The sequence below is a fragment of the Sphingomonas sp. MM-1 genome, assembly GCF_000347675.2.
GTDB lineage: Bacteria > Pseudomonadota > Alphaproteobacteria > Sphingomonadales > Sphingomonadaceae > Sphingomonas_E > Sphingomonas_E fennica.
The window spans coordinates 3,246,376-3,271,845 of sequence record NC_020561.1; the positions used below are offsets into that span (position 1 = coordinate 3,246,376).

The window sequence follows — 25,470 nt, forward strand, 5'->3', positions numbered from 1 at the left end:
CTTTTCCGCCGTTACCGCCTGCGTGGGGACGGCGCGCCTTCATGGGAAAGGGCGCAAAGCCCTTAGAGAACGGCCTCCAGCACGGCGGCGCGCAGTTCGGCGATGCCGAGCCCGGTTTCGCTGGAGGTGGCTAGGATTTCCGGGTGGGCGGCGACATGGGTGCGGGCCTCGGCCGCCGTCCGTTCGGTGACGGCGGTAAGCTCGGTTGCCTTGATCTTGTCCGCCTTGGTGAGGACGAGGCGGTAGGAGACGGCGGCCTCGTCCAGCATCTTCATCACCTCGCGATCGACATCCTTGATGCCGTGGCGGCTGTCGATCAGCACCAGCGCGCGCTTCAGCACCGCGCGGCCGCGCAGATAATCGTTCACCAGGAAACGCCACTTGCGGACGATATCCTTGGGCGCCTTGGCGAAGCCATAGCCCGGCATGTCGACGAGGCGGAGGCGGAGCGGCTCGCCCACGTCGAAGAAGTTCAGTTCCTGCGTGCGGCCCGGCGTGTTGGACGTGCGCGCCAGCCCGTTGCGGTTGGTGAGCGCGTTCAGCAGCGAGGACTTGCCCACGTTCGACCGGCCGGCGAACGCCACTTCCGGCGCCGCCGGATCCGGCAGGAACTGGAGCGACGGCGCCGATTTGAGGAAGGCGATCGGCCCGGCGAAGAGCCGGCGCGCATCCTCGATCAGCTGGGCGGCCGCTTCCTCGGTTCCGGGCGTGGGGCCGGCCGCGCCGTTCATGCCTTGCCCGCCTGCGCGCGCAGCGTGGGATGGCGGCTGTAGAGCCACTTCTGCTGCGCGATGGTGAGCAGGTTCGAGACCGTCCAGTAGAGCTGGAGGCCGGCCGCGAACGGCGCCATGATGAACATGAAGATCCACGGCATGATCGAGAAGACCTGCTGCTGCACCGGATCGGTGGCGGTGGGGTTCAGCTTGAACTGCAGCCACATGGTGATGCCCAGCAGAATCGGCAGCACGCCGATCGCCAGGAAGCCCGGCGGCGTGAAATCGAGCAGGCCGAACAGGTTGAGCGGCGTCATCGGATCGGGCGCGGACAGATCCTTGATCCAGGCGACGAAGGGCTGGTGCCGCATCTCGATCGTCAGCATCAGCACCTTGTAGAGCGCGTAGAAGATCGGGATCTGCAGCAGGATCGGCAGGCAGCCCGCGAGCGGATTGACCTTCTCCTTCTGGTAGAGGGCCAGCAGCTCCTGCTGCAGCTTCTGCTTGTCGTCCTTATGCTTTTCCTGAAGCTCCTTCATCTTCGGTTGGACGGCGCGCATCGCCGCCATCGAGGCGAACTGCTTCTGCGCGATCGGGAACATCAGCCCGCGCACGATGCAGGTGAGCAGGATGATCGCCACGCCGAAATTGCCGACCAGCTTGAACAGCCAGTCCAGCACGTTGAAGATCGGCTTTTCGAACCAGATGAACCAGCCCCAGTCGATCGCCCGATCGAAATTGGCGAAGCCCTGATTCTTCTTATAGGCATCGAGGACGGTGACTTCCTTGGCGCCCGCGAAGAAGTGCGAGGTGGAACGCGCCACCCGGTTCTGCGGCACGATCACCGGCGCGGCCGAGAAATCGGCCTGGTAGCGATCGCCTTCGCCCTTGCGGAAGTTCGCGTCGATCGTCTTCCCCGGATCGGGGATGATCGTGGTCAGCCAATATTTGTCGGTGAAGCCCAGCCAGCCGCCCTTGCTGGAGAAGCTGTTGGTGCCGGCCTTCGCGGTGGTGCCGCCGATGCGGGCGAAGAAGCCCGGTTCCTGCCCGTCGAGATTGGCAAAGTTCACGTCGTAGTTGGTGGCGCCGTTGAAGGTGCCGATCGGCCCGGTATGCGCCGTCCAGGTCGACGGGTCCTTGCTGTGGCCGGTGCGGCTGACCAGCGACCAGGGCCGGACCGAGATGGCGTTGCCGGAAAGGTTGGCGACGCTCTGTTCGATGGTGAACAGGTAATTTTCGTCCACGGAGAGCTTGATGGTGAAGAGCTGGCCCTGATCGTTGCGCCAGGTGAGCGTGACCGGCTTGCCGGGGGCGAGCAGGCTGTCCTGCGTCTGCCACAGCGTCTGGTCGTTGGGCGTCGTCACCCCGTCGCCGGCGAAGCCGAAGGCGGCGAAGTAGGCATCGGCCGTGCCGCTGGGCGAAAGCAGGCGGACGGGCGGGGAATCCTTGGCGATCGTCTCGCGATAGGTGGCGAGCACGAGATCGTCGATGCGGGCACCCTTGAGGTTGATCGAACCCCGGAGGCGCGGCGTATCGATGGCGATGCGCGGGCTATCCTGCAGCACCACTTCGCGCGCGCGGATGGCGGCAGGCGCATCGGCGGCGGGCGTCGCGCCCGGCGCGGGGAGCGGCACCGACTTGCCCTTCACGATCTTCGTCGCCGGCGGATTGGCCGGCGGGAAGAAATGATTTGCCACGATCGGCCAGCCGAACAGCACCAGCAGCGACAATACGCATGCCAGCACCACGTTGCGCCAATTCTCCACGGATCAAGCTCCCGAATTCAAGGTACTGGATCGATGCCCGATCCCCCCCAGGGGTGGCATCTCAGGATTCGTCTGGCGGCCAGCCAGCCGCCCTTCAGCGCCCCATAGCGCTGGATGGCCTCGATAGCATAGGCCGAACATGACGGATGATAGCGGCACGATGGCGGCAGCACCGCCGAAGGCCCCCATTGCCAGGCGCGCGCCACGAGGATGAGGAGGCGGGCGATCATCGGCGCCCGCCCGATCGCGGCGGCCGCGGCGCGGCCGGGGATGCGGCGCCCGAACGGACCCTGGCGAGCGCCTTGGCCAGTTCGCGGCGGAGATCGGCGAAGGGGCGTTCGATGCCGCCGGCCCGGCCGATCAGGACATGATCGGCGCCCGGCACGCCTTCCGACGGCAGCAATTCCGCCGCAAGCGCGCGAAAGCGCCGTTTCATCCGGTTGCGGATGACGGCGCCGCCGATCTTCTTGGTGACGGTGTAGCCGACGCGAATCGCTTCCGATCCGTCGCCGCGCGGGCGCACCAGCAGGACGAAGCCCGGCATGGGCGCCCGAAGGCCGCCATTCGCGGCCAGGAAATCGGCGCGCCGGCTGAGCGTGGTCAGTCCGGCGCCGCCCTTCGGCCCGTTCAGGCCGAAAGCGTCTTGCGGCCGCGGGCGCGGCGCGCCGCCAGAACCTTGCGCCCGCCCGGCGTCGCCGAACGCGAGCGGAAGCCGTGACGACGCTTGCGCACAAGGCGGCTCGGCTGGAAGGTGCGCTTCATCGGTCATTCCCTATCGATCAGAAACCAAAAGGGCCGCCCATGGGACGGCCGCTGTCGGTGGCGCGGATATAAGGGGCGGCCGGGAAAGTCAATCCATATCGGCGGCGGACGGGCCGTTCGCCGCCCTGAGCTTGGCCCTCGCCTTGGCGATCTTGTCGCGCCGGCGCGCGCTCTTGCGGCGCAGCCCCCAGTCCGCCCAGGCGCCATGTTTCGGCCAGCGCCGCTTGAAGGCGACATAGCGCTTCTTGGCCCAGAGCGAGTTGCGCAGCATCAGCCCGAGGCCCAGCGCGAAGACCAATATGCCCCCCGGCCCCGGCAGCAAGCCGACGACGGGCGCCAGCGCCACGAGCACGCAGCCCAGCGCGAAGAGGCCGATTCGGACATGCTCGTTACGGCCGAGCGCCTTCCACCAGCGGACGATATCCATGGGGGAAAAGATGGGGTGCGCCGATGGCGGCCACAAGGCGGCCAACGCCGATGATCGACGGAAAGCCGGCGGATGCCGACAAACCGTCGGCGAATCGGGAGGGAGCGGCGGGCGGCTCGACTCGCATGGCGGGGCGTGCTTAGAACAGGCGGGGAACATCGGGGCAGGGGGCTCTTCCGCATGGTGGCGCACGTCGCGACGGTGGCGTTTCTGGGTCTGGAGGCGCGCGCCGTGGAGGTGCAGGTGCAGGTTGCGCCGGGCGTTCCGGCCTTCGTCGTGGTGGGCCTGCCCGACAAGGCGGTGGCCGAAAGCCGCGAACGGGTGCGCGCGGCACTCGCCGCGATCGGGCTGGCCCTGCCGCCGCGCCGGATAACCGTGAACCTTTCGCCGGCCGATCTGCCCAAGGAGGGATCGCATTACGACCTGCCGATCGCGCTGGGCCTGCTGGGCGCGATGGGGGTGATCGATGCCGAGACGCTGGCTTCCTATCTGGTGGTGGGCGAACTGGGGCTGGACGGGCGGGTGGCGCCTTCGCCCGGCGTGCTGCTGGCGGCGATCCATGCCTCTTCGCGCGGGCTGGGGCTGATCTGCCCGGCGGCGCAGGGGCCGGAGGCGGCCTGGGCGGGGACGATCGAGGTGCTGGGCGCGCCGGACCTGATCGCGCTGCTCAACCATTTCAAGGGCAGCCTGCCATTGGCCGCGCCTGAGCCGGGCATGATGGAGGAGCCGGCCGGCGGGCCGGACCTTGCGCAGGTGAAGGGGCAGGAAACCGCCAAGCGCGCGCTGGAGATCGCGGCGGCCGGCGGCCATAATCTGCTGATGAGCGGCCCGCCCGGATCGGGCAAGTCGCTGATGGCCGCCTGCCTGCCGGGGATATTGCCCGAGCTGACCCCCGCCGAGGCGCTGGAGGTATCGATGGTGGCGAGCGTGGCCGGCGAGCTGCGCGAGGGCCGGCTGGTCCGGCGGCGGCCCTATCGCAGCCCGCATCACTCCGCATCGATGGCCGCGCTGGTCGGGGGCGGCCTGCGGGTGCGGCCGGGCGAGGTGAGCCTGGCGCATCTGGGCGTGCTGTTCCTCGACGAGCTGCCGGAATTCCAGCGCGGGGTGCTCGATTCGCTGCGCCAGCCCCTGGAGACCGGCACCGTATCGGTGGCGCGGGCCAATGCGCATGTGACCTTTCCGGCGCGCGTGCAGCTGGTGGCGGCGATGAACCCGTGCCGGTGCGGGCATCTGGGCGACGCCGCGCTCGCCTGTGCCCGCGCGCCGCGCTGCGCCGCCGACTATCAGGCCAAGCTGTCCGGGCCGCTGATCGACCGCATCGACCTGCATGTGGAGGTGGCGGCGGTGAGCGCCGCCGATCTGGTGCTGCCGCCGCCCGCCGAAGGATCGGCCGAGGTGGCGGCGCGCGTGGCGGCCGCCCGCGCGATCCAGACGGCGCGCTACGAGGGCCAAGGCGTCCGCACCAATGCCGAGGCGGACGGCGCGCTGCTCGATCGCGTGGCGACCCCCGACGAGGCTGGCCGCAAGCTGCTGGCGCAGGCCGCCGAGGCGATGCGGATGTCCGCGCGCGGATACCACCGGGTGCTCAGGGTAGCCCGGACCGTGGCGGATCTTGCCGGCAGCGACGGGGTGGGGCGGGTGCATGTGGCCGAGGCGCTGGGCTATCGGCGCAGGCCGCCAACGAATTGAACGGCGCTCACGATGTCAGCTCGCACGCCCGGACAGGCGGGAGCCGCAGGCCGGCATTGCTGACCAAGGGCACAATTGGCGCGATTGAGCCGATAACGCTCGATACAATGGCTTCCCACCTGATGGGTGGGGGGCGAATGACCGCTTTCCATCATTGCGGGTGCCGTCCGTCGTGCCCCTGAACTGATCCACGGTCCATCTCGCCCGTCGGGCTTCGCTTGCGCGCGCATCCATGCCGTCGCGGCGCCGGCCGTTGCCGATGATCGAGGAAGGTTTGCGGAAATCCCAGCCTGGGTTAGCCTGCGCCTGCCTGCGGGGAAACGATCAGAGGATGCGGGCGAACAGGAGGATTCTCATGGAATGGATGCTGCTGCCGTTGAAGCGTTATGCCCAGTTTTCCGGCCGGGCGCGCCGGAAGGAATATTGGATGTTCGTGCTGCTGCTGGTGATCGTCTATTTCGTGGCGATGGCGCTGGATACCGCGCTGGGGCTGGGCGGATCGATGACCCGTTATGCCGATACGGCGCCGGGCGCGGCATCGGTGGGCTTCTATTCCAATGGCGGGGTGCTGACGATCATCTCGATGCTGGCGCTGTTCCTCCCCTCGCTCGCGGTGGCGGTGCGGCGGCTGCACGATATCGACAAGTCCGGCTGGTGGGTGCTGATCGGCATCGTGCCGCTGATCGGCAGCATCGTGCTGATCGTCTTCTACTGCCTGGACGGCACCAAAGGCCCCAACCGCTTCGGCCCGGACCCCAAGGACCAGACGCCCGAGGAACTGGCGCAGCGGTTCAGCTGAGTTGATCGCGGGGGCGGTGCCAGTTGGAAAATGCGCTTGGGCGCATTTTCGGCGCGGCGCCGGCCCGCTCCCCCACCCGGCCACCCATAGGATGCTGCCGTAGGATGTCCGGGGTGGGGAGTAGGCGGCGTCGTGATCCGGCAAAGCCGGGCTTCCCGAGGCTTCAGCCCCGCGTCAGCGCGTCGATCGCGCCCTGGAGGATGTAGGCCGCCGCCATCTTGTCGACCAGCTCCGCCCGGCGGGCGCGGCTGGCGTCCGCCTCCAGCAGCGTGCGGGTGACGGCGGCGGTGGACCAGCGTTCGTCCCACAGCAGGACGGGCAAGCCCAGCGGCTCCAGATTGCGGACGAAGGCGCGGACGGACTGGGTGCGCGGGCTATCGCTGCCGTCCATGTTGAGCGGCAGGCCGACCACCAGCCCGCGCACCCCCTGCGCCTTGCAGAAATCGCGCAGGCGGGCGAGATCGACCGTGAACTTGCGCCGTTCGATCAGCTCGGCGGGGCTGGCGATGGTCCACATCGCATCGCAGAGCGCGACGCCGATCGTCTTGGTGCCGACGTCCAGCCCCGCCAGCCGGCCGCCTTCGGGCAGCGCTTCGCGGAAATCGAGGATGCTCTGGCTGATCATCGGATGGGTGTCACCGGCCCAGGAAGGTGCGGGCGCGGGCCTCGGCATCAGCGCGGATGTTCGCCCAGAACAGCGCATAATCGAAGACGTGGAAATTGCCGCCGGGCAGCACATAGCCCGAATAGCCCTCCGGCGCCGCGCCGATCAGCAGGAAGCCGGAGGCGTCGCAGCGGGCGGGGACGAGGGCGGGCTTCAGCTCCGCGCCCTTCAGCTCGGCATCGGGAACGAGCGCGCCGCGATTGGCGCCGGGCAGCGCCGCCGTGCCGGGCGCGCCGGTCAGCGGGTTGACGCACAGCATCGGCGTGCCCTTGCGCGGGGCGCCGGTGAGGCCCGGCGTGGCATCATAGACGGCCTGGACGCCGTGCGTGTCGGCGGGCTCGGCATAGCTCTGCCACGAAAGCACGCAGCCGGCCTGGCCGGGGCCGGTGCAGCCGGGCAGGCCCATGGCGGGGATGTCGGCCGTCTCCGAGACCGGCCAGCCGATGACATAGGCGGCGACGATGCGCTTTGCGACCGGCTTGCCGGCCACCTTTTCCGCCATCAGCCGCATCAGGTGGAGCGAGCCTTGGCTGTGCCCGGCCAGCAGGATCGGCCGCGAGGCCGGGATCTGGGCGAGGAAGGCATCGAAGGCGCGCGCGACATCGCGATAGGCGAAATCGATCGCGGCGGCGGCATCGGCATTGCCGGCAAGGAAGGCGCCCAGCGTCGCTTGCCGGTAGCGCGGCGCCCAGACCGCGCCCATGCCGTTGAAGGCGCTGGCCTGCGAGGAGGCGAAGAGGCCGAGCCGCTGATTGGCATCGGCATCGTCGAGCGGGGCGTTCCAGCGATCCCGCTTCATGTAGCTGGTGGGCGGGACATAGAAGACCGCGACTTCCGGCCGCGCCGCGCGGGCGATGTCGGCCACGGTGAAGCGCGACGGATCGTCCGGCAGATCGGGGCGCGCCAGCCAGGCGGACGCGGCGGCATAATCGGGCGCGCCGGCATCGGACGGCGCGGTGAAGGGCACCGACGGCACGAAGGCCGTGCGCATCAGCCGATCCTGGAAGATGTTCCAGCCGAAAGCGGCCGCCAAAGTCAGCACGATCAACCCCGCGATTACATAGAGAAAGCGTCTCGCCGGCAATGTCGGGGCTCCTGTTGTGCAGTGCAACATGAAAGATTGCACCTGCTGCGTGCGTAGCCGGCAATCGGCGGCCTGCGCAACGGGGAAGGGCCGGCCGGGCGGACGGGGTGCGGCATGGGAGATCAGGTGGAGGCGACGAGAAACTCCTCCCCGCTCGTCAGCCGCAGGCCATCGGCGCGATCGGCGAAATAAAGCCGGTCCAGATCGGCGGGCGCGACGTGCCGGACATTGCGGAAGCCGGCTTCGCGGGCGAGCGCCGTCATCTCCGCCGGGGCGAACAGGCTGATAAAGGGCGTGCCGCTGGCCGCCGCGCCGTTCATCGCCCGTTCGAGGTCGGGCCGCAGATCGGCCGGCATCAGGTCCAGCGGCTGCATGAACGTCATCGCCAGGGTCGTTCCCGGCGCGAGGGCGGCGACCTGGCGGAGCGTCGCGGCGATCGCATCGCGGGTGAGATACATGCTGACCCCGGTGGAGGCGACGATTGCCGGGCGGGCGGCGTCGAATCCGTTGTCGGCAAGGGCCTGCCACCAGTTCTGCCCCGCTTCGAAATCCACGGGGACGAGGTGCAGCCATGGCGGCACGCCAAGGCCGAGCGCCTCGAGCCGCTGGCGCTTCCAGGCCTGCGGGCCCGGCCGATCGACCTCGAACAACTGCATGTGCACCCCGATATCGGGCCGGCGCTGGGCGAAGCTGTCCAGCCCCGCGCCCAGGATCACATATTGCCCGACGCCATGTGCCGACCGTTCGAGGACCAGATCCTCGACAAAGCGGGCGCGGGCCACCATCGAGGCGCGGAAAGGGGCGGTGAAGGCGGGGTCCATGTCCGGCCGATCGCGCCAGCCGGGATCGGGCGCCACCAGCGCGAAGCCGATCTCATCTTCGAGCACATAAGGCGGCGCATCGATCCGCACGTGCATCGCCCGCCACAGGGCCGTGCGCACCGCCGTGCTTTCCGGGCCGATCGTCACCGTCATCGCCACCTTCCTCCTCGCCGGCTTCTGTGCAGCCGTTCGCGGCGGGCGGGCAAGTGGCACCTATTGATAGCCGCCGCCACGGCCTTTGGTGGAATTTGCCAATATCTGGCGGAAACGCCGGTTCCCAGGCGGCTGCGTTGGAATATTTCCGTGCGAAAACGCCCGAAAATCGCGGCCTCGGCACGTTTGGCACGCCGCCTGCAAAGTCTCCGGCATGAATGCGGGCCATCCCGCCCCTATCGAAGGAACGACCGATGCAAGCCGACCAGCCCTCCCTCTTTCGCCGCCCCGATACCATGCTGGGCATCTGCGAGGCGCTGGGCGAGGATCTGGGCTTCAACCCGATCGTCTTGCGCATCGCGCTGGGATCGCTGGTGCTGTGGAACCCGAAGATCGCGATCGGCGCCTATCTGGCGCTGGGCGTGCTGGTGCTGCTGTCGCGCCTGATCTACCCGGCGCGGCGGGCGGCGGCGGATGCGGGCGTGGATAAGGCGATGGCCCTGGAGACCGCCGCGCCGGCCGCCATCAACGATGCCCCGGCGGTGGAGATGGCCGAGGCTGCCTGACTGGCCGGCGCCGGCTTCGCGGCTGCGGCCGATCGCCGCCCCGGATTTTCCATGCCGGCTTTTCCCCCGGATCGCGATAGGCTGGCCCGATATTCGGCGATCGGGAGGGGGGATCGGTGGACGTGGGGGAAACGAAGGCGGATTGGCCGGCGCGGGCCTGGGGGCTGGCGTTGCTGGGGGCCGCGATCGGGCTTGGCATCCACCTGCTGACCGACAAGGCCGGCGGATACGGGATGACCGACGATCCCCTGCGCCTTGCCGCCGCCACCTTCCTGGGCGTGGCCGGGCTTTCCTTCGCCGTGGTGCTGGAACGGGTGCGGATCGGCTGGAGCGCGGCCTTCGCGCTTGTCGCCGGGCTGGTGATCGCGGCCGTGATCTACTGGAATGGCGGGCCGGGCCGCTGGGAGGCCGATGACGGCTGGCGGCTGTTCTGCGCGGTGCTGGCGGTGGGGATCGCCGGGCCGCTGTTCCAGACGATCCGCGACGGCGCGCTGGAGGCCGGGAAGGGACGCGGCCTGCGGGCGCTGCCTTATCCGGCGGTGCACGATCATGGCTGGACCAATGTGGTGCTGGTGCTGCTGGCGCTGGTCTTCGTGGGCGTGGTGTGGCTGCTCGCCTGGCTGCTGGCGTCGCTGTTCAACCTGATCGGCATCGATCTGCTGCAGGAGCTGCTGCGCAAGGACTGGTTCGGCTGGATGATGAGCGGGGCGGCGATGGGCGCGGCGATCGGCCTGCTGCGCGATCATGACCGCGTGGTCGCCATGCTGCAGCGGGTGGCGATGCTGGTGCTTTCGGTGCTGGCGCCGGTGCTGGGCGCGGGGCTGCTGATCTTCCTGATCGCCACCTTGTTCACCGGGCTGGAGCCGCTATGGGCGGCGACGCGGGATACGACGCCGATCCTGCTTTCCGCCTGCGCGGGCGCGCTGATCCTGGCCAATGCGGTGATCGGCGACAGCCCGGAGGACGAGGCGCGCAGCCGGCCGCTGCGCTGGGGGGCGCTGGCGCTGGCCTTCGCGATCCTGCCGCTGGCGGCGATCGCGACGGTTTCGACCGGGCTTCGCGTCGGTCAATATGGGCTGACCCCGGCGCGGCTGTGGGCGCTGACCTTCATCGCCTTCGCCTGCGCGGTGGGGCTGGCTTATTGGGTGGCGCTGGCGCGGCGGCGGCTGGCATGGGCCACGCCCGCGCGGCCGGCCAATATCGCGCTCGCCATCGGCCTGTGCGCGGTGATGCTGCTGCTTTCCACGCCGATCGTCAGCTTCGGCGCCCTTTCGGCGCGGAGCCAGGTGGCGCGGCTGGAGGCCGGCAGGGTGAGCCCCGAACGGTTCGACTGGGCGGCGCTGCGCTATGATTTCGGCCCGGCCGGCAAGGCGGCGGTGGAGCGGCTGGCGAAATCGGGCACGCCCGCGATCCGCACGGCGGCGGCCCGCACGCTCGATGAGAAGGATCGCTGGGCGCTGGCGCAGCGGACGCGCGACGTGGATGCCAAGGCCGCCTTTGCCGGGCGGGTGACGGTGCTGCCGGAGAAGGCGCCGCTGCCCGACGCGCTGGTGGATGCGATCCTGCGCGAGGGCGGCGGTTGCGGCCGGAACGACGATCGGGGGCGCTGCATCGTCCGCCATGTCGACGGGAGCGGCGAGGCCGTGGTGCTTTCGTGGAGGGCCGGATGCGAAGCGTGCGCGATCGACGCGGCCTATTTCGTTCGCGGTGCCGATGGGAAATGGGAGGCGGCCGCCGAACGGTGGCCGGTGCCGCCTCCGCCGGCCGAGGCGAGGAAGGCCCAGGCGGCGGCCGAACGGGCGGCGGCGGAGCGCGGCGAGATCGAGGTGCGGCAAGTGACGCGGCGGCAGGTGTTCGTGGGCGGGCGGCCCGTGGGGACGGTGTTTGAATGAGCGGAGCGGTGGCGGCCGGGACATAGAACCGTCACCTCCGGGCGGCGCGGGATTGACGGGGTAAAGGCCGTGATCTCCCGCCGGCGTCGCTCTTCGCTTGAAGCGGACCCCCGTGGCTGCTAGCCGCGCGGACATGTCTGTCGATGCCACAACCGTCCGCAAGATCGCGAGCCTCGCCCGGATCGCCGTGTCCGATACCGAGGTCGACGCGATGGTGCCCGAGCTCAACAACATCCTGGGCTGGATCGAGCAGCTTGGCGAGGTCGATACCGATGGTGTCGCCCCGCTGGCCGCCGTTATCCCCAACCATCTGCGCCTGCGCGACGATGTCGTCACCGACGGCAATATCCGCGACCAGATTCTCAAGAATGCGCCGCAGGCCGAACATGGCTTCTTCGCGGTGCCGAAGGTGATCGAATAGTGAGCAATCTCACGGACCTGACCGTCGCCGGCATCCGCGACGGATTCCGCAAGGGCGATTTTTCCGCGCGCGAGGTGGCCGAGGCGTTCAATGCCGCCGTGGCCGCCGGCAAGCCGTTGAACGCCTTCCTGGTCGAAACGCCGGAACATGCGCTGGCGGCCGCCGACGAGGCCGATCGCGGCCGCGCTTCGGCCGAGTTCCGCCCGCTTTCGGGCGTGCCGCTGGGCATCAAGGACCTGTTCTGCACCGCCGGATACCAGACGACGGCGGCCAGCCATATCCTGGAAGGCTTCGTGCCGACCTATGAGTCGACGATCACGGCCAAGCTGTTCGGCGCGGGCGCCGGCATGCTGGGCAAGCTGAACCTCGACCAGTTCGCCATGGGATCGTCCAACGAGACCAGCTATTACGGCAACGTCATCAGCCCGTGGCGCCGCAAGGACGGCGGCAATGCGGCGCTGGCGCCGGGCGGCTCCTCGGGCGGGTCTTCCGCCGCGGTCGCCGCGCGGATGGCGCCGGGGGCGACGGGCACGGATACCGGCGGATCGATCCGCCAGCCGGCCGCCTTCACCGGCATTTCCGGCATCAAGCCCACTTATGGCCGCTGCTCGCGCTGGGGCGTGGTGGCGTTCGCTTCCTCGCTCGACCAGGCGGGGCCGATGGCGCGCGACGTGCGCGACTGCGCGATCCTGCTGGAGGCGATGTCCGGCTTCGATCCCAAGGATTCGACCTCGCTCGACCTGCCGGTGCCGCAGTGGGAGGCGGGGCTTTCCGCCGACCTGCGCGGCAAGAAGGTGGGCATCCCGAAGGAATATCGGGTGGAAGGCATGCCGCCCGAGATCGAGGCGCTCTGGCAGCAGGGCATCGCCTGGGTCAGGGATGCGGGCGCCGAGATCGTCGAGGTTTCGCTGCCGCACACGCGCTATGCGCTGCCGACCTATTACATCATCGCGCCGGCCGAAGCCTCGTCCAACCTCGCCCGTTATGACGGCGTGCGTTACGGCGAGCGCGAGCTGCCCGACCACGCCAATCTTCAGGAAATGTATGCGGCGACCCGCGCGGCCGGCTTCGGCCCCGAGGTGAAGCGGCGCATCCTGATCGGCACCTATGTGCTGTCGGCCGGCTTCTACGACGCTTATTACACCAAGGCGCAGAAGGTGCGCGCGCTGATCGCCCGCGATTTCGAGCAGGCCTTCCAGCAGTGCGACGTGCTGCTGACGCCGACCGCGCCGTCCGCCGCCTTCGCGCTGGGCGAGAAATCGGCCGATCCGCTGGCCATGTATCTGAACGACGTGTTCACGGTGCCGGCCTCGCTCGCCGGCCTGCCGGCGATGTCGGTGCCGGCGGGGCTGGACGCGCAGGGCCTGCCGCTGGGCCTGCAGATCATCGGCAAGCCGCTCGACGAGCAGGGCGTATTGAATGCGGGCCTGGCGATCGAGCAGCGCGCCGGCTTCAACGCACGCGCGGAGAAGTGGTGGTAATATGGGCGAGGCGTTGGCCCAGGCGGTAGGAACACTCGTTCAACTGCTGGCCGACGCCCTATCCCATAGAAGATTGCGCAAAGACAGGCAGGGCAGCCGCCCTGAACGGAAGAAACAATGACTGAGAGCACCTACCGCATCCAGGGCGCGACGGGCGAGTGGGAGGTCGTGATCGGCCTCGAGGTCCACGCCCAGATCACGTCCAACGCCAAGCTTTTCTCCGGCGCGTCCACCCGGTTCGGTGCGGAGCCCAATGCGAACGTGTCGCTGGTCGACGCGGCGATGCCGGGCATGCTGCCGGTGCCGAACAGGGAGTGCATCCGCCAGGCGGTGCGCACCGGCATGGCGATCGACGCGCAGATCAACAAATGGTCCCGCTTCGACCGGAAGAATTATTTCTACGCGGATCTGCCGCAGGGCTACCAGATCAGCCAGCTTTACCACCCGCTGGTGGGCGAGGGCACGATCAGCATCGAGCCCGAGGAAGGCCAGGCCAAGACCATCGGCATCGAGCGCATCCATGTTGAGCAGGATGCCGGCAAGCTGATGCACGACCAGCATCCGACGCGCTCCTACATCGATCTCAACCGGTCCGGCGTGGCGCTGATGGAGATCGTCAGCCGGCCGGACATGCGGTCTCCGGCGGAAGCGGGCGCCTATCTGCGCAAGCTGCGCGCGATCCTGCGCTATGTCGGCTCGTGCGACGGCAATATGGAAGAAGGATCGATGCGCGCGGACGTGAACGTCTCCGTCCGCAAGCCGGGCGATCCGTTCGGCACGCGCACCGAGACCAAGAACGTCAATTCCGTGCGCTTCGTGATGGCGGCGATCGAGCATGAGGCGAACCGCCAGGTCGACCTGATCGAGAGCGGCGGCACGGTGGTGCAGGAAACCCGCCTGTTCGATCCCGACAAGGGGGTGACGCGGTCGATGCGGTCCAAGGAGGATGCGCATGATTACCGTTACTTCCCCGATCCCGATCTGCTGCCGCTGGAGCTGGACGACGCCTTCCTGGCCGAATGCCGCGCGAGCCTGCCCGAGCTGCCCGACGCCAAGCGCGCGCGCTATGAAGGGCCGCTGGGGCTGACCCCCTATGCCGCCGGCGTGCTGACGGCGGACGTGGAGACGGCGCGCTGGTTCGAGGCGCTGCTGGCGGAGACGGCCAGGGTGCAGGGCAAGCCCGAGGCGGATGTGGCCAAGGCCGCGTCCAACTGGCTGATTTCGGACCTGTTCGGCGCGCTTAACCGGCTGGGCAAGGACATCACCGACAGCCCCGTCTCGCCCGCGCAGGGCGGGCAGCTGCTGGGGCTGGTGGCCGATGGCACGCTTTCGGGCAGCCTCGCCAAGCAGGTGTTCGAGATCATGCTGGAAACCGGCGACGATCCGGCGAAGATCGTCGAGGAGCGGGGCCTGAAGCAGACGACCGACACCGGCGCGATCGACGCGGTGATCGCGGACGTGCTGGCCGCCAATGCCGACAAGGTGGCGGAGTATCGCGGCGGCAAGGATAAATTGTTCGGCTTCTTCGTCGGCCAGACGATGAAGGCGATGGCCGGCAAGGGCAATCCGGGCGTCGTCAACGAACGGCTGAAGGCCGCGCTCGACAACTGAATGACCGCAGGTCCCGCCGCCGCCGTTGCGCCGGGGGCGGGGCCTGCCTATCTGCACTAGCGACAACGCCAGCCAAGGGATGGGGCATGACGACTTTCGACGACCGTGAACGGGCTTTCGAAGCCAAGTTCGCCCGCGACGAGGAAATGGCCTTCCGCGTGACCGCGCGGCGCAACCGGCTGGTCGCCACCTGGGCGGCCGAGCAGATGGGCCTGACGCCCGAAGAGACCGACGCCTATGCCAAGGCGGTGGTGCAGGCCGATTTCGAGGAAGCCGGTGACGAGGACGTCGTCCGCAAGCTGCTGGGCGATCTGGTTTCGGCCGGCGTGGACACCGACGAGGCGCGCATCCGCACCGCGCTGGAGGCCAAGACGATCGAAGCGCGCCGCCAGCTCATGGAAGCGCAGTAACGGCCATGCCGATGGCGGCGGAAGAGATCGAGGCGATGATCCGGGCGGCAATCCCGGATGCGCATGTCGAGATCACCGATCTCGCCGGCGATGGCGATCATTATGCGGCGCGGGTGGTGAGCGAGAGCTTCCGCGGCCTGCCCCGCCCGCAGCAGCATCGGCGCGTCTATGACGCGCTGGGCGGACGGATGGGCGGCGTGCTCCACGCGCTGCAGCTCACCACCGCCACGCCCGACCGAGGAGTGTGAGATGAGTGACGACGTGCAGGCCCGCATCGCGGATGCTGTAAATTCCGCCGACGTTCTGCTTTTCATGAAGGGCACGCCGCTTTTCCCGCAATGCGGCTTTTCCAGCCGGGCGGTGGCGATCCTCGACCATCTGGGCGTGGAATATGCCACGGTGGACGTGCTGCAGGACCAGGGCATCCGCCAGGGCATCAAGGAATTTTCCGACTGGCCGACCATCCCCCAGCTTTACGTGAAGGGCGAGTTCATCGGCGGTTCGGACATCATGATGGAAATGTACGAGGCCGGCGAGCTGGCCGACCTGCTGGACCAGAAGGGCATCGCCCGCGCGGCCTGAACAAGCGGGCATGGCGGCGGCGTGGGGGCGTCGCCCTTGCCCAACGGGCATGGCCAACTGACCTTTTGAACCATCGCCGGGGGGGCCAAGCGTGACTAGCGTGAGGCCATGGCGACACAGCCCGCATTCGGAGACCTGCTGCGCGACTGGCGCGGCCATCGGCGGATGAGCCAGGGGGACCTGGCCCAGGATGTCGGCGTATCGCCGCGCCACCTGAGCTTCGTGGAAACCGGCCGCGCCCGGCCCAGCCGCCGGCTGGTGCTGCGGCTGGCCCAGCGGCTGCGGCTGCTGCCCCGCGAATGCAACGCGCTGCTGGCGGCCGCCGGCTTCGCCCCGATCTTTCCCGAACATGCGCTGGACGATCCGGCCCTGGCCCCGGCCCATAAGGGCATCGAGCGGCTGCTGCTCTGCGTCGATCCCTTTCCCGCCTTCGCGGTCGACCGGCACTGGACGCTATTGCGCGCCAATCCCGGTTTCGAAATGCTGATGGCGGGCGTTTCGCCGGAACTGCTGGCGCCGCCGGTGAACCTCCTGCGGCTCTATCTGCACCCCGCCGGCATGGCGCCGCGGATCGTGAACCTGGCGGAATGGAAGGCGCATGTCTGCCGCCGGGTGGAATTGCAGATCGACGCCACCGACGATCCCGTGCTGATCGACCTGCTGGCCGAATGCCATGCCTATCCGGCGCCCGCGCCGGGCAGGCGGCCGATCGCGGCGGCCGTGGCGGTGCCCTTGGTGATCGATGGCGATGGCGGGCGCCTTTCGCTGATCGGCACGACGACCACCTTCAGCGCGCCGATCGACGTGACGCTGGCGGAAATCGTGGTGGATGCGTTCCTGCCGGGGGATGCGGCCACGGCCCTTGCGCTGGGCGGCACCATGCCCGGCGCCGATCCGGCGGTGAAGGGCGGGGGCAGCGTGAGACCGGAACACCAGCGCAGCCCCCGCCGCTTCATCATGCGGGAACAATTGGAACGCGGATAATCCAGCAAGATGCGTGCCAGAAGGGAATTTCCCGATTTTCCCCTGCCACACGATGGTTGACGATCCCTCAACCAAGGAGCGATTCGTAAGATATCCCGACACTTCTTGCGATGGGACTTCAAATCCGCGCCGCGCGATGCCACATGGCCGGCATGGACGATCAGAATCCCGGTGTGGCGCAGGACCTGCATCCGCTGGTGCGGCGCGTGCTGGCGCCGAATCCGTCCGCTTTCTCCTATCACGGCACCCAGACCTATATCGTCGGGCACGGCGAGGTGGCGGTGATCGATCCCGGCCCCGACATCGCCGATCATATCGCCGCGATCCTGACGGCGACGGCGGGCGAGACGATCCGCTACATCGTCTGCACCCATACCCATAACGATCACAGCCCGGCGGCCGCCCCGTTGAAGGCGCTGACGGGCGCCGGGATCGTTGGCTGCGCGCCGCTGGTGCTGGACGACAGCGGCCCGCGCGCCGACGCCGCGTTCGACCGCACCTACGCGCCCGACCGGATATTGGCGGACGGCGAGGCGCTTTCCGGCCCCGGCTGGACGCTGGAGGGGGTGGCGACGCCGGGCCATACCTCCAACCATCTCTGCCTGGCGCTGCCGGAGGCGAACGCGCTGTTCACCGGCGATCATGTGATGGGCTGGTCCACCACCGTCATTTCCCCGCCGGACGGCGACATGGCCGATTATATGGCGAGCCTGGAAAAGCTGATGGGCCGGGACGACGCCATCTATTACCCCGCCCATGGCGATCCGGTGGAACGGCCCCAGCGCTTCGTGCGCAGCCTGATGGGGCATCGCAAGCAGCGCGAAGGGCAGATATTGCGCCTGCTGGGCGAGGGCGAGAAGCCGGTGCCGGCGATGGTGGAGAAAATGTATGTCGGGCTCGATCCCCGGCTGGTGCAGGCGGCCGGCCGATCGGTGCTGGCCCATCTGATCGATCTGGAGCGGCGGGGCGTGGTGGTGCGCACGGGCGAGGAAAGCTGGGCGCGCGCGGCGTGACCGGCCGCACGATCAGATGGATCGCCGCGGTGGCCGCGGTGGCGATCGTGGCGGCTGCCGCCGGCTGGTTCGGCGCGAGGCGCATCGCCGGCGCCTTCAACCCCGATCCGGTATCCATCGCCAGCGCCAGCCTGGAATCGATGCGCGAGCAGAACCGGCTGGTGGTGTTCGCCGCGCGCTATGTGGCGGTGGTGACGTCCACCCAGAGCCGCTTCGGCCTTTCCGCGCGCAAGACGCTGATCATGCCGGGCAATGTCCGCTACGAGATCGATCTGGGGGCGCTGAGCCCCAGGGACGTGCGCTGGAACGCGGCGACGCGGCGGCTGACCGTCACGCTGCCGCCGCCCGCCGTGGCGGGGCCGGAGGTGGATATGGCCGCGATCCGGGAATATGATGGCGGCGGCGTGCTGATGGCGCTGAGCGATGCCGGGACGGCGCTGGATGCCGCCAACCGCAAGGCGGCGCAGGCCGAGCTGCTGCGCCAGGCGAAGGGCGCGCTGCCGATGCGGCTGGCGCGCGATGCCGGGCGCCGCGCGGTGGAGCGCAGCTTCGCCATGCCGCTGGCCGCCGCCGGGCTGGACCCCGCGGTGACGGTGCGTTTCGCCGACGAGCCGGCCGCGAGCGATGGCGAGAGGATGGACGGATCGCGATCGCTGGAAGAGATATACGGTTTGAACGACAATCAGAACGCGCGTCCGCAAAGAGGAACGAGACCATGAATGCCCCCAATCTGAGCCTCGCCGGGCTGGACCTGCGCGCGGAGATCGAACGGCTGCGCAAGGAGCGCAACGCCGTGATCCTGGCCCATTATTACCAGACGCCCGATATTCAGGACCTGGCCGATTTCGTGGGCGACAGCCTGGACCTGAGCCGCAAGGCGGCGGACACCAGCGCCGATGTGATCGCCTTCTGCGGCGTGCGCTTCATGGCCGAGGTCGCCAAGATATTGAGCCCGGAAAAGACGGTGATCCTGCCGGATATGGATGCCGGCTGCTCGCTGGAGGATAGCTGCCCGCCGGAACAGTTCGCCAGGTTCCGCGCGGCGCACCCCGATCATATCGCCATCACCTACATCAACTGCTCGGCGGCGGTGAAGGCGCATTCGGACATCATCGTCACCAGTTCCTCGGCGGAAAAGATCCTGTCGCAGCTGCCGATGGACCAGAAGATCATCTTCGCGCCCGACAAGAATCTGGGCGCCTATTTCAACCGCAAGACCGGGCGCGACATGCTGCTGTGGCCGGGCGCCTGCATCGTCCACGAGGCGTTCAGCGAGACCGAGCTTCTGAAGCTGAAGGCGCAATATCCCGACGCGCCGGTCGCGGCGCACCCGGAATGCCCGGCCTATATCCTGGATCATGCCGACGAGGTGGGATCGACCCGCGCGATCCTGGAATTCGCGCTGGCGAACCCGGCCGAGACGATCATCGTCGCCACCGAGCCGCATATCATCCACCAGATGGAGAAAGCGGCGCCGCACAAGAAGTTCATCGGCGCGCCGGGCGCGGACGGCAACTGCAACTGCAACATGTGCCCCTACATGGCGCTCAACACCATGGAGAAGCTCTATATCGCCCTGCGCGACATGGAGCCGCGCATCGAGCTGGACGAGGCGACCCGCATCGCCGCCAAGCGGCCGCTCGACCGGATGCTGGCCATGGCCAGCGGCACGGTGGGGCTGGGCGACCTTGGCCTGCGCGTGACAGGAGACTGACGCCCCTCTCCCTTTCAAGGGAGGGGCCGGGGGGCGGGCGACGCTGCTCGATGCCCGCCGCCTTTCCGCAAGCTCACTCACCCCCTGGCCCCCGCCCTTGAAAGGGAAGGGGGAATGAGGTTTCGAAATGCCCTTCACCCTGCCCGATTTCGATCTCGACGCCTTCGTGCGGTCCACGCTGGCCGAGGATCTGGGGGAGGCGGGGGACATCACCTCCGCCGCCGTCATCCCCGCCGATGCGATGTTCGCGGGCGTGATGGCGAGCCGCGATGCGATCGCCGTGGCGGGGCTGCCGCTGGCCGAGGCCTTCTTCCGCGCGCTGGATCCCGAGGTGGAGATCGAGACGCTGGTGGAGGAGGGCGCCAAGGTCGCGGCGGGCACCGATCTGATGCGGCTGAAGGGCCGGGCGCGGGCGCTGCTGACGGCGGAGCGATCGGCGCTCAACACCGCGCAGCATCTGACCGGCATCGCCACGCTGACGCGGACCTATGTGGATCGCATCGCCGGCACGGGCGCGACGCTGCTCGATACCCGCAAGACCATCCCCGGCCTGCGCGTGCTGGAGAAATATGCGACGCGGATGGGCGGGGCGACCAACCACCGCATGGGCCTGTGGGATGCGGCGATGATCAAGGACAATCATGTCGCGGTGGCGGGCGGCGTGGGCGAGGCGGTTCGGCGCGCCAGGGCGGCGGGCATCGCATCGATCATCGTGGAGGTGGACCGGATCGACCAGATCGAGCCGGCGATCGCCGCCGGGGCCACCCATCTGCTGCTCGACAATATGGACCCGGCGACCCTGCGCGGCGCGGTGACGCTGGTGGGCGGGCGCGTGCCGACCGAGGCATCGGGCGGGGTGCGGCTGGAGACGATCCGCGCCATCGCCGAGACGGGCGTGACCTATATTTCCGTCGGGCGGTTGACCCAGTCGGCGCCGGCCGCCGATATCGGGCTGGATTTCAAGGCCGCCTGACCGGCGGCGGCAGGCGGGGGATGGCGATGCGGCGCTTGGCGGCAGGCGGAATGCTGGGAATGGCGATGCTGGCGGTGCCGCCGGCGGCGCAGGCGCAGGCGCGCGATTGCCGGGTGCCGGCGGTGCTGCCGCGCCCCGCGATCGACGGGCCGGATGCCGGCCAGCCGAGGCGGGACATACCGACCGGCGGCTATACGCTGGCGATGAGCTGGTCCCCCCAATATTGCCGCACGCGGACGAACAGCCCGGCCGATCGATTCCAGTGCGGCGACGGGGGCGACCGCTTCGGCTTCACCCTCCACGGGCTTTGGCCGGACGGGCGGGGCGAGCAATGGCCGCAATATTGCCGGCCGGCGGCGCTGCTGCCCGAAAAGGTGATCCGCGCCAATCTGTGCGCCACGCCCTCCGTGCAGCTGCTCCAGCACGAATATGCCAAGCACGGCACCTGCATGAACATGCCGCCGGAAGCCTATTTCCGCACCTCGACCGGCCTCTACGGCAAGCTGCGCTTCCCCGACATGGCGGCGCTTTCGCGGCAGCCGGGGCTCAACGCCCGCAAGCTGGCCGAGGCGCTGGCAGCCGCCAATCGCGGCACCGACGCATCGATGTGGCGGATCGCCACCACGCGCGGCGGCTGGCTGGACGAGGTGCGGCTGTGCCTGGACATGGGCCTGAAGCCCAAGAGGTGCCGCGCGTCCGAGCAGGGGGCCAAGCCGAAGGAAACCGTCAGGATCTGGCGGGGCGGCCGCAGATAGGCTTTCAGCGCTCCCCGTCCGGCCCGCCGCTTACCGACAGCATCCGCCAGCCGTCATCGGTGCGGCGGTAGATTTCCGTCCAGCGTCCGGCGGGGCGCTGTGGGGGCGATCCGCCATGGCCGGGTCAGCGCCGGGGCATATCGATCGTGACGGTGCCCGGATGATGCTTTTCGAGGTGGCGCTTGATGATCTTCAGGTTGCGGCTGTTGGAACGATAGAAGAAGTCGAACGCATCGCCGACCATCGGCACCGCGCCCAGCAGCGTATCCACGCCGACATTGGCGGCCATCCGCGCGAGCTGGAACTTCGACATGCCGAGGTTGCGCGCTTCCCATACGATCCACGCGCCCATCATCGCGGTGATGACATCGCCCACCACCGGAACGAGGCCGACGATGAAATCGAGGCCCACCGGCTGGCGGACGCCGGGGATGACGATGATCCGTTCCAGCAGCGCCTCCATCGCCTCGATCCGCGCGCGCACGGATGCGGGATCGCGGCCCATGCCGGCAAGCGCGGCGACATCATCGAAACGGGGCGGGGATACGGCCATCAAATTCTCCTGTCCCACGCATGTAGGGGGGGCGGAGCCGGGATTCCATCCCGGTAGCCTTTCAGCGGCGATCCGGGCGGAGATGGTTGAGCGGATGGACCCCGCGCGCATTTTCCTGGAACTGGACGAGCGCGGGCGCCACCAGCGACCAGCGCAGCGGCATGGCCAGCGGGATGAACGGCACCACCCGCGCCAGCCGCGCATCGGCATCCGCCAGCGTCAGGTTGCGCTCGGCCAGCGCCGGCACCTTGCGCGCGGCATCCATCAGCCGGTCCGCCTCCTCGCTGCAGAGCGCCGCGCGATCGCAGGCAAATTCGCGCAGATACCAGGAGCCGCTGTCGGCGGGCGCCACCCTGTCCACCAGCCGGAGATCGGCATCGTCCTTCATGCCGACCATCTCCGCCTCCACCCCGATCGCTCGCCAGTCGGCGCGGATCAGCGAGAAGAGCAGGCGCGAGCCCGGTCCCGGCGGCAAGGCGACGCGGACGCGGGGGGCGGCGCCGCCATTCTGCTGGCGCCAGGCGCCGACCGCGCCGGCGGCGAGGATGCGGCGTCCGGCGAGCGGTATATCCGCCCAGCCCGGCGCGGTGGGGGCGGGAAGATCGGCGATGCCGCCCGGCACCAGGGTCAGCGCGCTGCGCCAGCCCTTGACCGCGAAGGCGTTGACCAGCCGGTCGCGGTCGACCGCCATCGACAGCGCACGGCGCATTTCCGGCGTGGCGAGGAAGCCCCTGGCCTCGACGATCTGAAATCCGAACAGGCCGGCGACGGGATCGAAGCGCAGGATATTGGCGGGAAGGCCGGCGGCGCGGGCGACGGCGAGGTCCTGATAGCGGCCGCCGAGGACGAGCTGGGCGCCGCCCGCCTGGAAACGGGCGACCGCGAGCGCCGCGCGTTCGCCGCGCAGCCGGATGCGCTCGCGATCGGCGGCGGCGTCCTCCTCGTCTTCCTCCCCGGCCTGCTCGGCCCCGGCGGGGCGGAGGAGGATCATGCCCGCGCCGCGCCCGTCGATCGCAAGCGGGCCGCTGCCGCCGCGCGACCGCGACAGGATCAGCCCCATTTCCGGCTGGGCGAGGAGCTGGAGCAGGGTTGGGCGCGGCGCGGCCAGGCGAATCTCGACGACTTCCGGCGTGACGGCGACGACCTCGTCGATCGCGCCCAGCACGGGCTTCAGCGGGTTGCGGCTGGGCCGGGCGATGGCGACGCGCAGGCGGCGGGCGACGTCCTCGGCCTTGATCCCGGCGGCATCGTCGATGCGGAAGGTGTAATAGAGGCCGTCGTCCGAAACGTCCCAGCGGATCGCGGCGGCGGGCTCGATCTGGCCGGTGCCGTCGAAGCGGATCAGGCCCTGCGCCGTTGCGCCGACCAGCACGGCATCGGCATCGGCAAGCGGCTTCTGGTTGGGATCGACGATCACGGGTTCCGCGCCGATGACGCTGACGTCGATCGGGCCGTCATCGCCCCCCCGGCCGGAACAGGCCGCGAGCGCGAAAAGCAGGATGGCGGGAAGCAGGCGCGCCGTCATCGCTTCAGCCCCAGCGTGCGGGTGGGATGCACATTGGCCGGATTGTCCCGCCAGCCGGTGACGCGCGGCGCCACCAGCGCGCGGCTGACATAGAAATAGATCGGCAGCACCGGCGCGTCCGCCATCAACACGGCCTCGGCCGCCCGCATCGCGCGGGCGCGGCGGGCGGGATCGGGTTCGGCGATGGCGGCGTCATAAGCGGCATCGTAGCGCGGATTGGCATAGCCGGAATAGTTGATCGGCCCGGCATCGGATCGATGGACGGCCAGAAAATTCTCGGGCGCGGCGAGATCGGCGATCCAGCCCGAGCGGGCGAGGGTGAAATCGCCGCGCCGCATCGCCGAGAAATGGAGCGTCGCCTCGCTGTTGAGCAGCCGCGCCTCCACCCCCAGCGGGCGCCACATCGCGGCGAGCGCGATGGCGACGCGGCGATGATCGGCATCGCTGTTGAAGCGGATGTCGAAGACCAGCGGGCGGCGCGGGCCATAGCCGGCTTCGGCCAGAAGCGCGGCCGCGGCGGCCAGGCGCCGTTCCTTCGGCCAGTCCGCCCAGGCCGGATGATAAGCGGGCAGGCCATCGATCCCGGCGGGCACGACGCCCCAGGCCGGCGGCGTGCCGATCGCCATCAGGGGGCCGGCGATCCAGCGGCGATCGACCGCGAGGTTGAGCGCGCGGCGGACGCGGATGTCGTCGAAGGGCGGGTGGCGGAGGTTGAAGGCGAAATAATAGCTGCCGTTATAGGGGGCGACATGGGCGGCGCCCGGCAGCTCGCGGCGAATCCAGTCCAGCCGGGTGGAGGGGAAATCGGCGGTGGTATCGGCCGCGCCGGCCCGGAACATGCGGAGCGCGGTGAGCCGATCGGGCACGGGGCGCCATTCGACCGCGCGGATCGGTGGCGGGGCATCATGCCAGGCGGGATTGGCTTCCAGCCGCATCGCATCGTTGAGCGTCCACGCCGTCATCCGATAGGCGCCGGAGGTGACGAGCGGCCGTTCCGCCGTCCAGCCATCGCCCAGCGCCGCGATGCGATGCACGGGCAGCGCCGCCATGGCGGGATGGGCGAGCAGGGCGGGCAGCGCGGCGAACGGGTGGCGCAGGCGGATGACGACCGTGCGCCCTTCGCCCGCGACATCGGCGATGGCGGCGAAGAGCGGGGCGTTGGGCGATGCCGTGCGCGGATCGACGAGGCGGGCGTGGACGGCCGCGAAGGTGGCGGGCGTGATCGGCTCCCCGTCGGAGAAACGCAGGCCGGGGCGCAGCGGGAAGCGCCAGACCAGGCCGTCCGCCGATGTCGTCCAGCCGGTGGCGAGGCCGGGTTCGGGCTGGCCCGCGGCATCGAATCGGGTGAGCCCTTCGAACAGATCGGCGGCGACGCGGACCGAGGACAGTTCGGACGCCTTGTGCGGATCGACGCTTTTCGCCTCGGTATCGGAAAGGCGGACGATGGTGTCGGCCGGGGGCGGCGTGCCCGCCTTGCGCGGGGATCCGCAGGCCAGCGGCAGGGCCAGCAGCGCCACGGCCGCGAACCTCCAGGCCAGCCGGCCGCACCGATCAGACAATCCCGTCACCCCATCCGGACTAGCCCAATCGCGCGCCTTCATGAAGGCCATCCGCCCCCCGAAAATGAAGGTTAACGCGACCATTGCCATCAAGAGTGGGCCAAAGTGCCCCGTAACCGCGAAAATTCAGCACTTGGGGGGATGACATCCACGAAAAACTCGGGCAGCGGAGCGACAGGATTCAGCAGAAAGGAACATCATGAACAGCACCGATCTCGCCGACGGCATCGCCAAGACCCAGGGCCTGACCAAGGCGCAGGCCAAGGCGATCGTCGATCAGGTCCTGCAGGCGATCACCGATGCGGCTGTCGCCGGCGAGGAAGTGTCGCTGCCGGGCTTCGGCAAGTTCAAGGTTCAGGCCCGTCCGGAGCGCGAAGGCCGCAACCCGCGCACCGGCGAGACGATGAAGATCGCCGCTTCGAAGAAGCTGGGCTTCCAGCCGGCGAAGGCGCTGCGCGACGCGCTGAACGCCTGAGCGGCCTTAACGGCTGAAGCAGAAAGGGGCGTCCCGATCGGGGCGCCCCTTTTTTATCGTGGCCTTTTTATCCGGGAG

At 69.2% G+C, this 25,470-nt stretch carries 29 protein-coding genes; 17 read left to right on the forward strand and 12 right to left on the reverse strand.

The window, feature by feature from the left end; genetic code table 11:
* Positions 1-62 precede the first annotated feature (62 nt).
* From yihA to G432_RS15560, 6 genes are all read right to left on the reverse strand, one after another.
* Positions 63-731 carry a ribosome biogenesis GTP-binding protein YihA/YsxC gene (gene yihA, locus G432_RS15540; RefSeq protein WP_015459766.1) on the reverse strand — a complete coding sequence of 223 codons (669 nt, stop codon included), beginning with the start codon at positions 729-731 and terminating at the stop codon, positions 63-65.
* Complete coding sequence (gene yidC, locus G432_RS15545; RefSeq protein ID WP_015459767.1) at positions 728-2,479, reverse strand: membrane protein insertase YidC; 1,752 nt, start codon at positions 2,477-2,479, stop codon at positions 728-730. The genes yihA and yidC overlap by 4 nt, the downstream gene beginning before the upstream one ends.
* A 17-nt stretch (positions 2,480-2,496) precedes the next feature.
* Positions 2,497-2,709: a membrane protein insertion efficiency factor YidD gene (yidD, locus tag G432_RS22655; protein ID WP_015459768.1), complete on the reverse strand. Its 213-nt coding sequence runs from the start codon at positions 2,707-2,709 to the stop codon at positions 2,497-2,499.
* Positions 2,706-3,023: a ribonuclease P protein component gene (rnpA, locus tag G432_RS15550; protein ID WP_015459769.1), complete on the reverse strand. Its 318-nt coding sequence runs from the start codon at positions 3,021-3,023 to the stop codon at positions 2,706-2,708. The genes yidD and rnpA overlap by 4 nt, the downstream gene beginning before the upstream one ends.
* Before the next feature lie 83 nt (positions 3,024-3,106).
* Positions 3,107-3,241: a 50S ribosomal protein L34 gene (rpmH, locus tag G432_RS15555; protein WP_015459770.1), complete on the reverse strand. Its 135-nt coding sequence runs from the start codon at positions 3,239-3,241 to the stop codon at positions 3,107-3,109.
* 88 nt (positions 3,242-3,329) lie between these two features.
* Entirely contained in the window at positions 3,330-3,713 is a 384-nt protein-coding gene (locus tag G432_RS15560; protein WP_236626795.1) for a hypothetical protein, read from the reverse strand.
* Positions 3,714-3,848: 135 nt separating this feature from the next.
* Here G432_RS15560 and G432_RS15565 point away from each other — a divergent pair, with 135 nt between their 5' ends.
* Both G432_RS15565 and G432_RS15570 read left to right on the forward strand, forming a co-directional pair.
* Entirely contained in the window at positions 3,849-5,357 is a 1,509-nt protein-coding gene (locus G432_RS15565; RefSeq protein ID WP_015459772.1) for a YifB family Mg chelatase-like AAA ATPase, read from the forward strand.
* Between the two features lie 355 nt (positions 5,358-5,712).
* Positions 5,713-6,156, forward strand: a complete 444-nt coding sequence (locus tag G432_RS15570) for a DUF805 domain-containing protein (protein ID WP_015459773.1) — start codon at positions 5,713-5,715, stop codon at positions 6,154-6,156.
* Positions 6,157-6,319: 163 nt separating this feature from the next.
* Here the strand turns inward: G432_RS15570 and ruvX are convergent, their stop codons facing one another.
* The 3 genes from ruvX to G432_RS15585 all read right to left on the reverse strand — a co-directional run bounded on the left by ruvX (position 6,320) and on the right by G432_RS15585 (position 8,878).
* Positions 6,320-6,781 carry a Holliday junction resolvase RuvX gene (gene ruvX / locus G432_RS15575; protein ID WP_015459774.1) on the reverse strand — a complete coding sequence of 154 codons (462 nt, stop codon included), beginning with the start codon at positions 6,779-6,781 and terminating at the stop codon, positions 6,320-6,322.
* Between the two features lie 10 nt (positions 6,782-6,791).
* On the reverse strand, positions 6,792-7,934 hold the full coding sequence (locus G432_RS15580; RefSeq protein ID WP_187294007.1) for a DUF3089 domain-containing protein: 1,143 nt from the start codon (positions 7,932-7,934) through the stop codon (positions 6,792-6,794).
* Between the two features lie 92 nt (positions 7,935-8,026).
* Positions 8,027-8,878, reverse strand: a complete 852-nt coding sequence (locus tag G432_RS15585) for a class I SAM-dependent methyltransferase (RefSeq protein ID WP_015459776.1) — start codon at positions 8,876-8,878, stop codon at positions 8,027-8,029.
* A 254-nt stretch (positions 8,879-9,132) separates the two neighbouring features.
* On the opposite strand from G432_RS15585, the gene G432_RS15590 reads away from it, so the two are divergent.
* The 14 genes from G432_RS15590 to G432_RS15655 all read left to right on the forward strand — a co-directional run bounded on the left by G432_RS15590 (position 9,133) and on the right by G432_RS15655 (position 21,280).
* Positions 9,133-9,444 carry a hypothetical protein gene (locus G432_RS15590; RefSeq protein ID WP_015459777.1) on the forward strand — a complete coding sequence of 104 codons (312 nt, stop codon included), beginning with the start codon at positions 9,133-9,135 and terminating at the stop codon, positions 9,442-9,444.
* Positions 9,445-9,566: 122 nt separating this feature from the next.
* Positions 9,567-11,336: a DUF4153 domain-containing protein gene (locus tag G432_RS15595; protein WP_236626796.1), complete on the forward strand. Its 1,770-nt coding sequence runs from the start codon at positions 9,567-9,569 to the stop codon at positions 11,334-11,336.
* 133 nt (positions 11,337-11,469) lie between these two features.
* Positions 11,470-11,757 (forward strand): Asp-tRNA(Asn)/Glu-tRNA(Gln) amidotransferase subunit GatC, encoded by a 288-nt coding sequence (gene gatC / locus G432_RS15600; protein ID WP_015459779.1) that lies wholly within the window; start codon positions 11,470-11,472, stop codon positions 11,755-11,757.
* The gene (gene gatA / locus G432_RS15605) at positions 11,757-13,238 is read left to right on the forward strand and encodes an Asp-tRNA(Asn)/Glu-tRNA(Gln) amidotransferase subunit GatA (RefSeq protein WP_015459780.1); all 1,482 of its coding nucleotides are present in this window, start codon (positions 11,757-11,759) and stop codon (positions 13,236-13,238) included. Before gatC ends, gatA begins: the two co-directional genes overlap by 1 nt.
* A 117-nt stretch (positions 13,239-13,355) precedes the next feature.
* Positions 13,356-14,849, forward strand: coding sequence for an Asp-tRNA(Asn)/Glu-tRNA(Gln) amidotransferase subunit GatB (gatB, locus tag G432_RS15610; RefSeq protein WP_015459781.1), 1,494 nt, complete (start codon positions 13,356-13,358; stop codon positions 14,847-14,849).
* 86 nt (positions 14,850-14,935) lie between these two features.
* Positions 14,936-15,259, forward strand: a complete 324-nt coding sequence (locus G432_RS15615) for a DUF1476 domain-containing protein (RefSeq protein WP_015459782.1) — start codon at positions 14,936-14,938, stop codon at positions 15,257-15,259.
* Positions 15,260-15,264: 5 nt separating this feature from the next.
* Positions 15,265-15,507, forward strand: coding sequence for a BolA family protein (locus G432_RS15620; RefSeq protein ID WP_015459783.1), 243 nt, complete (start codon positions 15,265-15,267; stop codon positions 15,505-15,507).
* Between the two features lies 1 nt (position 15,508).
* Positions 15,509-15,841, forward strand: a complete 333-nt coding sequence (grxD, locus tag G432_RS15625) for a Grx4 family monothiol glutaredoxin (RefSeq protein ID WP_015459784.1) — start codon at positions 15,509-15,511, stop codon at positions 15,839-15,841.
* A gap of 108 nt (positions 15,842-15,949) precedes the next feature.
* Positions 15,950-16,825, forward strand: coding sequence for a helix-turn-helix domain-containing protein (locus G432_RS15630; RefSeq protein ID WP_015459785.1), 876 nt, complete (start codon positions 15,950-15,952; stop codon positions 16,823-16,825).
* 143 nt (positions 16,826-16,968) lie between these two features.
* Positions 16,969-17,838: an MBL fold metallo-hydrolase gene (locus tag G432_RS15635; RefSeq protein WP_015459786.1), complete on the forward strand. Its 870-nt coding sequence runs from the start codon at positions 16,969-16,971 to the stop codon at positions 17,836-17,838.
* Positions 17,835-18,557: a DUF4230 domain-containing protein gene (locus G432_RS15640; protein ID WP_015459787.1), complete on the forward strand. Its 723-nt coding sequence runs from the start codon at positions 17,835-17,837 to the stop codon at positions 18,555-18,557. The genes G432_RS15635 and G432_RS15640 overlap by 4 nt, the downstream gene beginning before the upstream one ends.
* Entirely contained in the window at positions 18,554-19,552 is a 999-nt protein-coding gene (nadA, locus tag G432_RS15645; protein ID WP_015459788.1) for a quinolinate synthase NadA, read from the forward strand. Before G432_RS15640 ends, nadA begins: the two co-directional genes overlap by 4 nt.
* A gap of 127 nt (positions 19,553-19,679) precedes the next feature.
* Positions 19,680-20,525: a carboxylating nicotinate-nucleotide diphosphorylase gene (gene nadC / locus G432_RS15650; RefSeq protein WP_015459789.1), complete on the forward strand. Its 846-nt coding sequence runs from the start codon at positions 19,680-19,682 to the stop codon at positions 20,523-20,525.
* 26 nt (positions 20,526-20,551) lie between these two features.
* The gene (locus G432_RS15655; RefSeq protein ID WP_236626797.1) at positions 20,552-21,280 is read left to right on the forward strand and encodes a ribonuclease T2 family protein; all 729 of its coding nucleotides are present in this window, start codon (positions 20,552-20,554) and stop codon (positions 21,278-21,280) included.
* 124 nt (positions 21,281-21,404) lie between these two features.
* Here the strand turns inward: G432_RS15655 and G432_RS15660 are convergent, their stop codons facing one another.
* The 3 genes from G432_RS15660 to G432_RS15670 all read right to left on the reverse strand — a co-directional run bounded on the left by G432_RS15660 (position 21,405) and on the right by G432_RS15670 (position 24,917).
* Positions 21,405-21,833 carry a DUF4112 domain-containing protein gene (locus tag G432_RS15660; protein WP_015459791.1) on the reverse strand — a complete coding sequence of 143 codons (429 nt, stop codon included), beginning with the start codon at positions 21,831-21,833 and terminating at the stop codon, positions 21,405-21,407.
* A gap of 61 nt (positions 21,834-21,894) precedes the next feature.
* A complete protein-coding gene (locus G432_RS15665) occupies positions 21,895-23,358 on the reverse strand; it encodes an ABC transporter substrate-binding protein (RefSeq protein ID WP_015459792.1) in 1,464 nt (487 codons plus the stop codon).
* Positions 23,355-24,917 (reverse strand): peptide ABC transporter substrate-binding protein, encoded by a 1,563-nt coding sequence (locus G432_RS15670; protein WP_015459793.1) that lies wholly within the window; start codon positions 24,915-24,917, stop codon positions 23,355-23,357. Before G432_RS15670 ends, G432_RS15665 begins: the two co-directional genes overlap by 4 nt.
* A gap of 199 nt (positions 24,918-25,116) precedes the next feature.
* On the opposite strand from G432_RS15670, the gene G432_RS15675 reads away from it, so the two are divergent.
* The gene (locus tag G432_RS15675) at positions 25,117-25,392 is read left to right on the forward strand and encodes an HU family DNA-binding protein (RefSeq protein ID WP_015459794.1); all 276 of its coding nucleotides are present in this window, start codon (positions 25,117-25,119) and stop codon (positions 25,390-25,392) included.
* Positions 25,393-25,470 lie beyond the last annotated feature (78 nt).